Source organism: Sphingomonas caseinilytica (assembly GCF_023516455.1).
Taxonomy (GTDB): Bacteria; Pseudomonadota; Alphaproteobacteria; order Sphingomonadales; family Sphingomonadaceae; genus Sphingomicrobium; species Sphingomicrobium caseinilyticum.
The window spans coordinates 839,539-853,080 of the sequence record NZ_JAMGBA010000002.1; the positions used below are offsets into that span (position 1 = coordinate 839,539).

Below are 13,542 nucleotides of genomic sequence, written 5' to 3' on the forward strand. Positions count from 1 at the left end.
GAGTCCGTTTAGCGCTCCTCGCGGCGGACTCGCCAGCATCATCGCTTTTCGCTAGCGTTTCGCCTTCGCTGGGGGTGCGGATGCAGAACGAGCCGTCAGAGCCGTCAGATTCCAAGCGCGCGACGCTGTTCCTCAGCTATTCCCATGCTGACGACGCGAAGGCCCGGCGTATCGCAACCTTGCTTGAGGAGGCCGGCTATACGGTCTGGTGGGACGCGCTCATCGAAGGTGGCGCGGCTTATGCCCGATCGATCGGATCGGCACTGGAAACCGCCGATGCCGTGATCGTCATGTGGTCGGCCAATTCGGTCGAGTCCGACTGGGTTCGCGACGAGGCGGCGCTAGGCCGCGACCGGCAATGCCTGATCCCGATTTCCCTCGACGGGGCGCGTCCGCCGCTCGGCTTCCGCCAATATCAGGTGATCAAGTTCCGCAGCTGGCGCGGCCGCCGCGATTCACCTCAGTTCGAGGCATTGGAGCGTGCGATTTCCTCCTGTTCGGGGGCGCCCGCTCCGGCCGTTCGGACCCGCCAACGTGGGGTGTCGCGCCGCGCCGCTCTGATCGGAGGGGCAGGCGCAGCGGCGGCCATCGTCGGCGGCGGCGCTTACCTCGCCATCGATCGCGGGCTGTTCGGCGGCAAGGCTGACGAATCCAGCATCGCGGTGCTGCCGTTCAAGAATTTGAGCGGCGACAGTTCGCAGGAATATTTCGCGGAAGGCCTGACCGAGGAAATTCGAGCCGCGCTGATCCAGCTGGACGAATTGAGGGTAATGGCGGCGGCATCGTCGGAACGGGCAGGCGAGGATGAAGACGATCTTCAGGCGGTCGCGAAGAAGCTGGGGGTCGGCTATCTGCTGGGAGGGTCCGTTCGCAAATCGGGCGACCTGTTCCGGATTTCGACCGAACTGACCGACGGCAAGACTGGCTTCAGCATGTGGTCGACGACCGTCGATCGACGGCTAAACGACATTTTGGCGCTGCAGGGCGAGATTGCGCACATGGTCGCGGAGGCGCTGTCGATCCAGATCGCGACCGACGAGCCGGTGCCGGGCGGCACGAAGAATGCCGAAGCCTATGATCATTATCTGCAGGGCAAGTCCCTCTATCATCTGGCAAAGGACGAGGAGAGCGATCGCCAGGCGCTTGCCAATTACGATGTCGCGATCGCGGCAGATCCAGATTTCGCGATGGCCCATGCCGCCCGTTCACGGGTGCTCGCGTCCATCGCCGCCGAATATGGCAAGGCGAACGAATTGAAGCCGCTTTATGCGGAGTCGACCGCGGCCGCGCGGCGTGCGGTCGAATTGGCACCCAATCTTGCCGACGCCCAGCTGGCGCTCGGCTTCGTGCTTTTCACCGGTCACCTGGACGTCAAGGGTGCGCGCCCCTCCTATGAGCGGGCTTACCAGCTTGGCCGCGGCAACGCGGACATCATCCTTCTCTATGCCCTTTATTGTTCGCGAGCCGGCCTTCCAGACCAGGCGCATGCCGCCATCGAACGGGCGCTCGTTCTCGATCCGCTGAACGCGCGAGTTCACCGCGCCGCCGGCTCAATCGATTATGCCGCACGGCTCTACGCCGACGCCTTGCCGCCGCTCCACCGGGCGCTGGAGCTCAATCCCAAGATCAGCAACGCCCACGCCTTTCTCGGCTACTGCCTGATGCAACTTGGAAAACTGAAGGAAGCCCGCGCGGAGTTTGATGCGGAGCCAACCAACTTCTTCCGCCTGTCGGGCCTTGCGATCGTCGATCACAAGCTGGGCGATAAGGCCGAGGCCGACAAGGCGATGGCCGATCTCGTCAAGGAAATGGGCGACGCATCGCTTTACCAACAGGCGCAGGTCCTTGCCCAATGGGGAAGTGCCGACGAAGCGGTCGCCAGGCTCGAGCGAGCGAGGCAGGTCGGCGACTCGGGGCTCATCTATCTTGCGACGGACCCCTTGCTCGATCCGATCCGAAAGCATGTCGGATTTTCCAAGCTTATCAGGGAGTTGAACCTCAACTGAGGTCGCAGGCTATCGTTAACCAAGCTTCCATGCGACAATCGGGCATCCCAAGCGAGGGAAGGAAGACTAGGATGGCCAAGCAGCAACGCGGGTCCACTCCCACTGGCGATGGCGAACAGGCACTTGCCCCGTCATCGAGCAGTGGCGATACCCGTAGCCCCAGGACGTCGAGCGGCGATACGCGCAGTCCCAGGACATCAAGCGGCGATACCCGCTAAGTAGACTAGTCCATTTGCCGAATTCCTGACTCGCCCGGCTCCAGGCCGGGCGGGGCCGTTCGTCGTTCAAACGCGGCTCAGCGCGTCGCTCCAACCGGCCAGTCGCCGTTCGCGCTCGGCGCTCGGCATCCTCGGCTCGAAACAGGTGACTTCGCTATCCATGGCCCCTGCCGCCGCGGGCAGGTTGGGATGGATCCCGGCTCCGACCGCTGCCAGCATGGCCGCCCCGAGAGCCGTGGTTTCCACCATGCTCGGCCGTTCGACCTCCAGGTCCAATATGTCGGCCAGGTCCTGTGCCAGCCAGTTGTTGGCGACCATGCCGCCGTCGATGCGAAGCCGCTCCCATCTCACGCCGTCCGCCTCGAACGCCTTCATCAGGTCGTGGATCTGGTGCGCTTGCGCCTCGAGTGCCGCCCGCACGAGATGCGCCCGGGTGGTTGCGAAGCTGATGCCCTTGATCAGCCCCCTGGCTTCGGGCCGCCAGTGCGGAGCGCCCAGCCCCGAGAGCGCCGGCACCATATAGACCCCGCCATTGTCCGGTACGGAGGCTGCCAGCGCTTCGCTTTCCGGGGCACTGACGAGCAGGTTTGCCGAATCGCGGAGCCATTGCATCAGGCTTCCGGCGACGAAGACGCTGCCTTCCAGCGCGTAGCTCCGCCTCCCTTCTTCCTGGAAAAGGACGGTCGACAGCAGGCGATGGGACGAATGTAGCGGCTCCATCCCGCTGTTGGTCAGGACAAATGCTCCGGTTCCGAACGTCGCCTTGGTGTGACCTGCGTCGAGACAGCCTTGGCCGATGGTCGCCGCCTGCTGGTCGCCGGCCATGCCGCAGATCGGGATCGACCGACCGAACAGCGAAGGATCGGTTTCGCCGATTTGTCCGAGGCAATCGACGATTTCAGGCAGGCTGCCTGCATCGATGCCAAACTGCTCGCAAAGCTGCGGGTCCCAGCCCTTGGCGTCCAGCGCCATCAGCATCGTGCGGCTGGCGTTGCTGGCATCGGTGGCATGGGTCGTGCCGCCGGTCAGATTCCACATCAACCAGCAATCGATCGTCCCGAAGGCTAACCTCTCTCCCGCCGCGAGGACGTCCGGCCGGTTGACCAGCATCCACTCCATCTTCGTCGCACTGAAATAGGGATCGAGCAGAAGTCCGGTCCGCTGCTGGATCATCGGCTCCAGTCCAGCGGTGACCAGTGCCTTGCAGCGGTCGGCTGTGCGGCGGTCCTGCCAGACCAATGCGGTCCCAAACGGCCGCCCAGTCGACCGATCCCATGCAACGACTGTTTCGCGCTGGTTGGTGATGCCGATGGCGGCGATCGCCTCCGCGCCGCCCGCCGTCGCAACCATTTCGCGGGCGACGGCCAGGCTGCTGTTCCAGATCTCCGCGGCGTCATGCTCGACGTGGCCGGGCTCGGGGTAATGCTGGGTCAGCGGTCGTTGGGCGGTCCCTGCGATAGTGCCGTCCGCCCGGAACAGCATGGCCCGAGTCGAGGTTGTCCCCTCGTCAATGACCAGGATGAAGTCGGTCACTCGCCGCGGCGCATCCGCTGCTCGACCATGTCGAATACCGCTGCGTGAAGCGGATTCTTGAATTCAATCCCCGCTACCCATTCGTCCACCCAGCAGACCTTACCCTGAATCGCTTCAAGGCCCGGGAAGGTGACCCAGATCAAGTCGTCCACTTTCACGCGGACTGGCAGTTCGACCCTGCAGCCCTGCGGCGAAATGTCGACGACGTTGACTTTCCAGCGATGCTCGCCGGTGCGGCGGAAATCGATATCCGCCTGCAATGGGATGCGTTCTGCCTTGCGTCCATGACTCTGCATGGTTGTCCCCCGCGATTTGGCTCGGCCCACAGTAGCCCCCCGACGCTTCCCGCGCTAGCTTGCTGCGATGTCACTATTCGAAATGGATGGAATTTCACCGACGCTGGGCCAGGGTGCCTGGGTCGCACCGTCGGCCGATCTCATTGGCGACGTTCGTCTGGGAGCACGGGCCAGTGTCTGGTTCGGCTCGATTATTCGGGCGGACAACACACCCATTTTGCTGGGCGAGGAAAGCAATTTCCAGGATGGCGCCGTCGGCCATTCCGACCCTGGTGCGCCGCTGACCATCGGAGCGCGGGTCACCGTCGGTCATCAGGCGATCCTTCACGGGTGCACGATTGAGGATGAGGCGCTGGTCGGGATGGGTGCCCGAATCCTCAATGGGGCGGTGATCGGGGCGCAATGTATCGTCGGCGCCGGGGCACTGGTGACGGAGGGCAAGCGTTTCGAACCCCGAAGTCTCATCGTGGGATCGCCGGCACGGGCCGTTCGTCAGCTCAGCGATGAACAGGTCGAGCTGCTTCGGTTGTCGGCCGCGCACTATGCGGAGAAGGCCGCACGCTATGCCAATGGACTGCGGGCCATCGATCCGTAGCCATCGAAAGCGATGCAAATCGGTACCGGTCGACGCGCGTTAAGCATCGGCTCAGCCCGGAAATGCTTGTCTCGGCACTGGTTTATCGCCAATAGCGCCCTACATGGCGCCGGTCGTGGGGACAGACGGGCTGCTTATCCAGCAACAGCAGGGTGGGGGAGAATGACGGCATTGCGCCGCATGACGATTGGAGGATTTGGCGGCATGGCCGCCGCGCTCGCGCTCGCCTTGGCGGCGCCTGTTGGCGCGCAAAGCACGGATGCCCCAATCGATGTGACCGCGGCGCCGCCGCCATCGGCCGAAACGATCGGCCCGTCCCAGCTTCGCGACTTCAACCTCCAGGGAACGGTCACCCGGCCTGCGGACCGGCCGGCGGCAACCGCTGCGCAGCCGGTGGATACGGCGACCGCGCAACCGCGCCGCGGTGAGGCCGTGCCCGCCGAGGCAGCGGCTCCTTCTCCAGCGCCCGGCCGCAATCTGGCGCAACGCGCGGCCCCCGTCACCGTCAGTGGCAGAACGGCTTTGCCGGCAGGTGTTGCCGCCAACGGGCGTCCCCTGACGCCGTCGTTACCGCTTGAAGTGACGACTGATCCTGCTCCGCAACCCGATGCGATCGATCCCGGCCTTGCCCCCACTGCGTCGAATACGGGCGGCGGGCTTATTTCATGGCCCTGGCTGGCGGCGCTTGTCGCGCTGATCGGCGGAGGCGCGTTCCTGTTCTGGAGCCGCCGCGATCGTGATCGCCGTCATGGAGATCCGGGCCGCATGGCCTTTGCCGGTCTCGCTCCGGACATTGCCGAACCGGACCTTCCGCGGGCTCAACCTCGGCCAGATCCGGTCCCCTCCCGGGGAGGTGCATCGGCTGGTCCACGAGCTGATCCCGTACCTCCGGCAGGAACGGCTCGTCCATCGCCTGCGCCGAAGCCCGCCGGCGATGGGACCATCGTGGCAAGCAAGCTGAAGCCGCAGCTCAATGTCGAATTCGTGCCCGATCGCGTGGTCATCACCGAGAAAGAGGTGATGCTCATGTTCGAAATCGTCATTGCGAACGTCGGCTCCGCCCCCGCTCGCGAGGTGCTTGTCGAGGGGCATTTGTTCACCGCGCATGTCGGGCAGGATCGGGAGATCGCGACCTTCTTCCAGAATCCGACCGCAAGCGACGACCGCATGACGTTGATCGCGCCGCTTGGCCGCGTTTCGCTGAAGAGCGTTGCGCGCCTTCCGCTCGATGAGATTCACCAATTCGAGGCGGGCGGACGGAAGCTGTTCGTGCCGCTGATCGGCTTCAACATCCTCTATCGCTTCGGCGGAACCGAAGGGCAGGCGTCGGCCAGCTTCCTGGTGGGCCGTGGCAATGTAGAAGATGAGAAGCTGGCCCCGTTCCGAATCGACCAGGGTCCGAAGATCTTCCGCGGCCTCAGCTCACGCCCGCACAGCATCGGAATGCAGAACGCCTAATAGCTTCGGATTAGCCCGCAGCTAGTCCAGCGGCGGAGCATTATAGCTGTGCCAGGCGAGAACCGCTGCAGCCCCGCGGTGCGGTCGCCAGTTCTCCGCCATTTCGCGCAGCTGCTTTTCGGTAGGCTTGCCTTCGAGGCCCATCAGCTTGCCGATCTCGATCTGGACGGCGAGATCGCCCGCGGGCCAGACGTCGCCGCGCCCTTCCGCGAACAGCAAGTATATTTCGGCCGACCAGCGCCCGATGCCCTTGATCTTAATGAGTTGCGCGATCGCTTCCTCGTCATCCTCGGGAAGGTGTGCAAGGTCGAGCTCGCCCGACAGCACCAGTCCGGCGAGGCTTCGCAAATAGCCCGCCTTTTGCCGGGACATTCCCGCCTCCCGCATTTCCTCGTCGCTCGCGGCAAGCATTGTCTTGAGGTCGATCGGCTGTCCGAACTTTGCGGCAAGCTTGTTCCACATCGACCGGGCGGCGTGGACGCTGACCTGCTGGCCGACGATGGTTCTCAGCAGCGTTTCAACACCCGGCTTGTTGGCTCGAGGTTCGGGATGGCCGTGCGCCTTGAGCACATTGGCAAAGGCCATTTCGCGCTCGGCGAGTGCGTTGAGGCTTTCGGCCAGCGATTCAGGTGTCCGGACCATCAGGCGACACTAGCGGCGTAGAGCGCCACCGCTGCCGCATTCGAAACGTTCAAACTTTCCACCTGATCAGAAATAGGTAGGCGGGCCAGGGCGTCGCAATGTTCTCTCGTATTGGGCCGCATGCCGGGTCCCTCGGCTCCCAGCACCAGTGCAACCCGCTGCGGGCCTAGAGCGTCCTTGAGCTCCGTCTTCGTTTCACCGGCCAAGCCAATCCGCCAGAACCCCGCCTCCGCGATTTCCTCCAGCGCGCGGGCAAGGTTGACGACGCGGACCCACGGAACCCGCTCCAACGCGCCGGATGCGGCCTTCGCCAAGGCACCGCTTTCCGGTGGGGCGTGCCGATCCTGGGTGACGATGCCGATGACTCCAAAGGCTGCGGCAGATCTAAGGATCGCACCGACATTATGAGGGTCGGTCACCTGATCCAGCACGAGAAGGACCGCCTTCTCCGGCGCCTCCGCCAGCACATCGCCAAGCCAGATTTCCTCAAGCGGCTCGACCTCAATGACGACGCCCTGGTGGGGTGCGTCATGCGGGACCATCCGGCCAAGGTCGGGCGCCTCGGCCATCACGACCGTCAATTCCTTTGGAAACTGCATGAACTGCGCTGCCTCGCGGGTTGCCCAGGCCTTCAGTACCTTGCGGTCGGGATTATCGAGCGCGGCAGCCACCGCATGCTTGCCCCAGAATCGGGGCCGGTTCGGATTGCCGCCGGACTTGCCTTTGTTCTTGCGCGCCATTGCGCCGCCCTAGCGCAGCTTCTTCGTCATTGCGAGGAGCGCCGCTAGGGCTAGTTCAGCCCCTCGGAGTCCAGCGCATATCCTGCAGATCGCACCGTGCGCACCAGATCGGGCTCACCAAGCGCGAGACGCAGGCGGCGGATGTGGACGTCGACGGTCCTCAATTCGATGTCTTCGCTATGTGGCCAAACCGTTTCAAGCAGCTGCTGGCGCGAGAAGACCCGGCCGGGGTTCTCGAGGAAATGGCGCAGCAGACGATATTCCGTTGGTCCAAGCTGGATTGGCTCGCCGTTCCGCCGAACTCGATGGGCGACCAGGTCCATGTCGAGCCCGGCATAGGACAGGGCCTCGGCGGCCAGGGCCGGACGAACCCGGCGCAGGACTGCCCCGGCGCGCGCCACAAGCTCCTTGGGGCTGAACGGCTTGGTCATATAATCGTCGGCGCCGGTATCGAGGCCGCGGATCCGGTCGTCTTCCTCGCCCCGCGCTGTCAGCATGATGATCGGCACATTGGCCGTGGTCTGGCGCCGGCGAAGGCGGCGGCAAACCTCGATCCCGCTGATCCCCTCGATCATCCAGTCGAGGAGGACGAGGTCGGGCTTCACCTCCTCGGCCAGGATCAAGGCTTCCTCGCCGTCGCCGGTACGAGTCACCGCATATCCGGCCCGGTCGAAGTGGAAGCTGACCAGCTCGGCCAGCGCCCGGTCGTCCTCAACCAGCAGGAGCCGCTTGGGCAACATCAGGCCTGTTCCACCATCATGTCATCGGCGCCCTTCGGGCGATCGGTGATGTGCTCGCCCGTGGCCGCATAATAGACCATCTCGGCGATATTGGTCGCATGATCGCCGACGCGCTCGACATTCTTGGCGATGAACAAGAGGTGCGCCGACTGCCCGATGTTGTTCGGATTCTCCATCATGTACGTCAGCAGCGTGCGGAAGATCGAATTGTAGAAATCGTCGACCGCCTTGTCGCGTTCGATCACCCGGATTGCGGTTTCGGCATCGCGCTCGACAAAGGCGTTGAGCACGTCGTGAACCATCTGGGTCGCGATCTTGGCCATTTCCGGCATCAGCGAAACGGGCTCGATATCGCGGTCGACGAGGAGTGGGACGCGCTTGGAAATATTCTTGGCATAGTCGCCAATCCGCTCGACAACGCTGGAGATCTTCATCGCCGCGACCACGTCGCGAAGATCGGCGGCCATCGGTGCGCGCAGCGCGATCAGCTGGACCGCTCGGCGTTCCGTCTCGATCTCCAGCGCGTCCAGCTTCTTGTCGTCCTCGACGATCTTCGCAGCGCCGTCGAGGTCATGCTGCACGAGGCAACGCATGGACTCGCGGATGGCATGTTCGGCCAGTCCGCCCATCTCGCTGATGAGCGCGCGCAGTCGGTCGAGGTCTTCGTCAAACGCCTTGATCGTATGTCCACTGCTGGTGGCCATGTTGCTCTCTCCGATCAGCCGTAACGGCCGGTGATATAGTCCTGCGTGCGCTGTTGGACCGGGTTGGTGAAGATGTCCTTGGTGCGGCCATATTCGACCATCTCGCCCAGGTGGAAGAATGCTGTCCGCTGCGAAACGCGCGCGGCCTGCTGCATATTATGGGTGACGATGGCGATCGCATAGCGGCCGCGCAGCTCGTGGATCAGCTCCTCGATCTTGGCGGTCGCGATCGGATCGAGCGCCGAGCAGGGCTCGTCCATCAGGATAACTTCCGGGTCGACCGCGATGGCTCGGGCGATGCACAGCCGCTGCTGCTGGCCGCCCGACAGCGCCGTCCCGCTCTCCTGGAGGCGGTCCTTGACCTCTTCCCACAGGCCTGCACGCTTCAGCGATTTCTCGACGATCCCGTCGAGATCATCCTTTTTCTCGGCAAGGCCGTGAATGCGCGGGCCATAGGCCACATTCTCATAGATCGACTTGGGGAAGGGGTTCGGCTTCTGGAACACCATTCCGACGCGGGCGCGAAGCTGCACGACGTCCATTCGGGACGCATAGATGTCGTCGCCGTCCAGCTCGATGTCGCCGACCACACGGGCACCCGCGATCGTGTCGTTCATCCGGTTGAGGCAGCGCAGGAAGGTCGACTTGCCGCAGCCCGATGGGCCGATGAACGCGGTAACCTTGTCGTCATGGATGTCGACGCTGACGTCCTTCAACGCCTGCTTCTCGCCATAGAAGACGCCGACCTTGCGAGCGCTCATCTTTGCCGGGCCGTCGACGACCGACGGCTCGTCGGATTCGGTCGGGTTGGGAACGATGGTTTCGATCATTTTCATTCTGCCTACCAGCGACGCTCGAATTTGTTGCGGAGATAAATGGCCAGCCCGTTCATCAGCAGCATGAACACCAGCAGGACGATGATGGCCGCACTGGTCTTCTCGACGAAGCCACGATCGACTTCATCGGACCAGAGGAAGATCTGGACCGGAAGCACGCTCGCCGGCTGGGTGATGCCTTCGGGCGGTGACGCGATGAAGGCGCGCATGCCGATCATCAAAAGCGGGGCGGTCTCGCCCAGAGCTCGGGCCATGCCGATGATCGTTCCGGTGAGAATGCCGGGCAGCGCGAGCGGAAGCACATGGTGGAAGACCACCTGCATCTTGGATGCGCCGACGCCAAGCGCCGCGTCGCGGATCGAAGGCGGGACCGACTTGATCGCGTTGCGGCCGGCGATGACGATGACCGGCATGGTCATCAGTGCCAGGGTGAGGCCGCCGACCAAAGGTGCCGAGCGCGGCAAGTGCATGAAGTTCAGGAACACCGCCAAGCCGAGCAGCCCGAAGATGATCGACGGCACCGCGGCGAGGTTGTTGATCGAAACCTCGATGATGTCGGTCCAGCGGTTTCGGGGCGCAAATTCTTCGAGGTAGAGCGCCGCGAGGACGCCGATCGGGAATGCAAGGGCCATCGTCACCAGGATGGTGAGAAAACTGCCCTTGAGCGCTCCCCACACTCCGACCACCGATGCGTCGGTCGCGTCGGACGCGGTCAGGAATTCGCTGTTGAAGACACGCTTGGTGTCCACCTTGTCCAATAGCTTTTCCAGCGCCGGATCGCCTTCGCCCTTGGCCGCAACATCGGCCTTCGACGACAGCGGAATCCACAGTTCAGCCTTTTTGGTCAGGAGCGACGGATCTTCGATGAGTTGATCGCCCAGGGAGCGGGCGCTGGCGCCGCCGAACAGCTCGCCGGCGCCTTCGCCGAACTGGGCGACCGCGGCTTGCTCGATGACGCCTTCCAGACCGGCGGAGGCAACCGCCTCCTGTGCTTCTGGTCCGCGAAGCGTCGCTTCCTCGAGGAAAAGGTCCGACGTCGCGAAGTTGACGGTCAGCCTGGCTTCGGTCCGGCTGAACCCGCCCAGGCCCTGCCAGGCCATGGTGATCAGCAGGAAGGCGAGGAACGCAACGGAGATACCGATCGCGAAGAAACCGAAGAAGCGGAATCGACGCTCCGCGCGATAGCGGCCGGCGACGCGCTTCTGCATCTCCTCGCCGGTCCAGCGGGATGCGGCTGCGGAGGCGCTATTCATATGCTTCCCGATACTTGCGCACCACACGGAGCGCGATGAGGTTGAGGATCAAGGTGATCACGAACAGCAGCAGTCCGAGCGCGAAGGCCGCGAGTGTCTTGGCGCTGTCGAACTCCTGATCGCCTGTCAGAAGCTGGACGATCTGGGTCGTGACAGTGGTCACGCTTTCGAACGGATTGATGGTCATGTTGGCGGCGAGCCCGGCGGCCATCACCACGATCATCGTTTCGCCGATCGCGCGGCTGACGGCCAGCAGGACGCCGCCGACAACGCCCGGGAGAGCGGCTGGAAGCAGCACCTTCTTGATGGTTTCGGACTTGGTCGCGCCCAGCGCCAGGCTGCCGTCGCGCATCGCCTGCGGAACGGCGGCGATGCTGTCGTCGGCCATCGAGCTCACGAACGGGATGATCATGATGCCCATCACCAGGCCGGCGGCCAGCGCGCTCTCGCTGGAGGCGGAGCTGACGCCGATGGCGATGCCGAAATCGCGGATCACCGGCGCCACGGTCAGCGCCGCGAAATAGCCGTAGACCACAGTTGGAACGCCGGCGAGGATTTCGAGCATCGGCTTTAGCCAGGCCCGAAGCTTCGGCGGTGAATATTGGGTGAGGAAGATCGCGCTCATCAGGCCGAGCGGAATGGCGACGATCATCGCGATGATCGCGCCGATGAAGGCGGTTCCCCAGAATAGCGGGATGGATCCGAAGGCGCCCGACGATCCGGCCTGATCGGCACGGATTGCGGTTTGTGGGCTCCAGGTCGTTCCGAACAGGAATTCGGTGATCGGAACCTGCTGGAAGAAGCGCAGCGATTCAAAAAGCAGTGAAAGGACGATTCCAAGCGTCGTCAGGATCGCGATCAGCGAGGCGGCGACCAGAAGCCCCATGACCCAGCGCTCGACGCTGCTGCGGGCGCGGAAATCGACGCCGATGCGACGCATCGAAAGAAAGGCGCCGAGCAGTGCGAAGACGATGGCGATGCTTCCGCCGACCGCTGCGTAGCGGCTCGTGGCGGCGTCATAGATGGGGGCGAGCTCGGAAGATTCTGCGTTGAAACCCGCTTCTCGGTCACCAGCCGCAATTTCTCGCGCCTCGGTCAGGATGGTGTCGCGGGCAAGATCGAATGCCGGCAGCTTTTGGCCAACGGGTGAGGACAATACCGATTGTTCGATGAGGCCGGTCTGGACCGGCGTCCAGATCGCCAACAGAAGCAGTGCGGGCAGGGCTGCCCACAGGGCGACATAGAATGCGTGGTAGCCCGGAAGGCTATTCAGCCTGGCGCCCCCGCCGCGCAGCCCCACTGCCCGGCGACGGGCAAAGAGGCCGGCGGCGAACGCCAGCAACAGGACTGCGACGAGCGCAATTGAGAGCGTCATGACGCCCGCCGCTCCTGCTTACTTGAGGCTCGAAGGATCGAGCGGCTTCAGGCCGGTCGCCTGGGCCGTCGCTGCCGTTGCTTCGGCGTCGTGAAGCGGAACCAGGCCCTTCTTCTCGAGCGGACCGCCCTTACCCCATGCCTTGGCATAGGCCTCGATGAACGACTTGATCGACGGCTTCGCCGCCAGATGCTCGCCCTTCACGTAAACGTAGAGCTTGCGGCTTCCCGGATAGGAAAGGTCGCTGATGGTCGCTTCGGTCGGCGCAATGCCGGCAATCGACACAGGGCTCACGCGATCGGCATTTTCCTCAAGGAAGCTGAAGCCGAGCACGCCCAGCGCACCGGGGTCGGCCGAAACCTTCTGAACCAGCAGGTTGTCGTTCTCGCCCGCCTCGACATAGGCGCCGTCCTCGCGGATCTTGGTGCAGACCGACTTGTGCTTGTCCTCGTCCGTCTTCTTCAATTCCTTCATCGCCGGATCGCTTTCGCAACCCTTGGTGAGGATCAGCTCGGCCAGGCTGTCGCGAGTGCCCGACGTCGGCGGCGGGCCAAGCACGCGAATCTTGGTCGCGGGGAGCGACGGATCGACGTCCTTCCAGGTCTGTGCCTTGTTGGCGCCTTTGCCGAACGGATCGGCCGCAAGGGCCTTGTAGATCTGGTCGACGGTGAGATTCAGCGGAGCCTGTTCCTTCGCCTGGATCAGGGTCAGCCCGTCAATGCCGATCGGAACCTCGATGACATTCTTGGCCCCGTTCTGAGCGCAAGTTTCATACTCGCTGGCCTTCATCTGGCGCGATGCATTGACCATGTCCGGCGTCTGGCCGCCAACGCCTTCGCAGAACAGCTTGATGCCCGCGCCGGTGCCAGTCGATTCGACGATGACGCTGGATCCCGGGTTCGCGCGCTGGAACACTTCCGCCACCGCGGTCGTGAAGGGATAAACTGTCGACGATCCGACGACCTTCATCTGCGCCGCCGCGTTTCCGCTACCGCCACCCGATCCGCAGGCCGCAACCAGCGCCACCATCGGCAGCGCAACCAGCATCTTCCTCATCGCCAAACTCCCATAAGGTCGGTCTCAAGCCGACGTGCTGCGCCCACTAGCGCCGAGTTCGTCGCGTCCCTGTGACGGTTCTGTTACGGT

At 63.8% G+C, this 13,542-nt stretch carries 13 protein-coding genes; 3 read left to right on the top strand and 10 right to left on the bottom strand.

Features of this window, described 5'->3' with window-relative positions:
* Positions 1-80 precede the first annotated feature (80 nt).
* A complete protein-coding gene (locus LZ496_RS10810; RefSeq protein ID WP_249904688.1) occupies positions 81-2,006 on the top strand; it encodes a TIR domain-containing protein in 1,926 nt (641 codons plus the stop codon).
* Between the two features lie 284 nt (positions 2,007-2,290).
* Here LZ496_RS10810 and glpK read toward each other — a convergent pair whose 3' ends face one another.
* On the bottom strand, positions 2,291-3,757 hold the full coding sequence (gene glpK, locus LZ496_RS10815; RefSeq protein ID WP_249904689.1) for a glycerol kinase GlpK: 1,467 nt from the start codon (positions 3,755-3,757) through the stop codon (positions 2,291-2,293).
* On the bottom strand, positions 3,754-4,053 hold the full coding sequence (locus tag LZ496_RS10820) for a PilZ domain-containing protein (protein WP_249904690.1): 300 nt from the start codon (positions 4,051-4,053) through the stop codon (positions 3,754-3,756). The genes glpK and LZ496_RS10820 overlap by 4 nt, the downstream gene beginning before the upstream one ends.
* A gap of 67 nt (positions 4,054-4,120) precedes the next feature.
* On the opposite strand from LZ496_RS10820, the gene LZ496_RS10825 reads away from it, so the two are divergent.
* Positions 4,121-4,648: a gamma carbonic anhydrase family protein gene (locus tag LZ496_RS10825; RefSeq protein WP_249904691.1), complete on the top strand. Its 528-nt coding sequence runs from the start codon at positions 4,121-4,123 to the stop codon at positions 4,646-4,648.
* 204 nt (positions 4,649-4,852) lie between these two features.
* Entirely contained in the window at positions 4,853-6,106 is a 1,254-nt protein-coding gene (locus LZ496_RS10830) for a hypothetical protein (RefSeq protein ID WP_249904692.1), read from the top strand.
* 21 nt (positions 6,107-6,127) lie between these two features.
* Here LZ496_RS10830 and LZ496_RS10835 read toward each other — a convergent pair whose 3' ends face one another.
* From LZ496_RS10835 to LZ496_RS10870, 8 genes are all read right to left on the bottom strand, one after another.
* A complete protein-coding gene (locus tag LZ496_RS10835; RefSeq protein ID WP_249904693.1) occupies positions 6,128-6,748 on the bottom strand; it encodes a DNA-3-methyladenine glycosylase family protein in 621 nt (206 codons plus the stop codon).
* The gene (gene rlmB / locus LZ496_RS10840) at positions 6,748-7,488 is read right to left on the bottom strand and encodes a 23S rRNA (guanosine(2251)-2'-O)-methyltransferase RlmB (protein ID WP_249904694.1); all 741 of its coding nucleotides are present in this window, start codon (positions 7,486-7,488) and stop codon (positions 6,748-6,750) included. Before rlmB ends, LZ496_RS10835 begins: the two co-directional genes overlap by 1 nt.
* Positions 7,489-7,538: 50 nt before the next feature.
* The gene (phoB, locus tag LZ496_RS10845) at positions 7,539-8,228 is read right to left on the bottom strand and encodes a phosphate regulon transcriptional regulator PhoB (RefSeq protein ID WP_249904695.1); all 690 of its coding nucleotides are present in this window, start codon (positions 8,226-8,228) and stop codon (positions 7,539-7,541) included.
* The gene (gene phoU, locus LZ496_RS10850) at positions 8,228-8,932 is read right to left on the bottom strand and encodes a phosphate signaling complex protein PhoU (protein WP_249904696.1); all 705 of its coding nucleotides are present in this window, start codon (positions 8,930-8,932) and stop codon (positions 8,228-8,230) included. Before phoU ends, phoB begins: the two co-directional genes overlap by 1 nt.
* A gap of 14 nt (positions 8,933-8,946) precedes the next feature.
* Positions 8,947-9,693, bottom strand: a complete 747-nt coding sequence (gene pstB, locus LZ496_RS10855; RefSeq protein ID WP_249904948.1) for a phosphate ABC transporter ATP-binding protein PstB — start codon at positions 9,691-9,693, stop codon at positions 8,947-8,949.
* Between the two features lie 80 nt (positions 9,694-9,773).
* Positions 9,774-11,021, bottom strand: coding sequence for a phosphate ABC transporter permease PstA (pstA, locus tag LZ496_RS10860; protein ID WP_249904697.1), 1,248 nt, complete (start codon positions 11,019-11,021; stop codon positions 9,774-9,776).
* Positions 11,014-12,396 carry a phosphate ABC transporter permease subunit PstC gene (pstC, locus tag LZ496_RS10865; protein ID WP_249904698.1) on the bottom strand — a complete coding sequence of 461 codons (1,383 nt, stop codon included), beginning with the start codon at positions 12,394-12,396 and terminating at the stop codon, positions 11,014-11,016. The genes pstA and pstC overlap by 8 nt, the downstream gene beginning before the upstream one ends.
* A gap of 18 nt (positions 12,397-12,414) precedes the next feature.
* Positions 12,415-13,452 (bottom strand): substrate-binding domain-containing protein, encoded by a 1,038-nt coding sequence (locus LZ496_RS10870; RefSeq protein ID WP_249904699.1) that lies wholly within the window; start codon positions 13,450-13,452, stop codon positions 12,415-12,417.
* Positions 13,453-13,542: the final 90 nt, after the last annotated feature.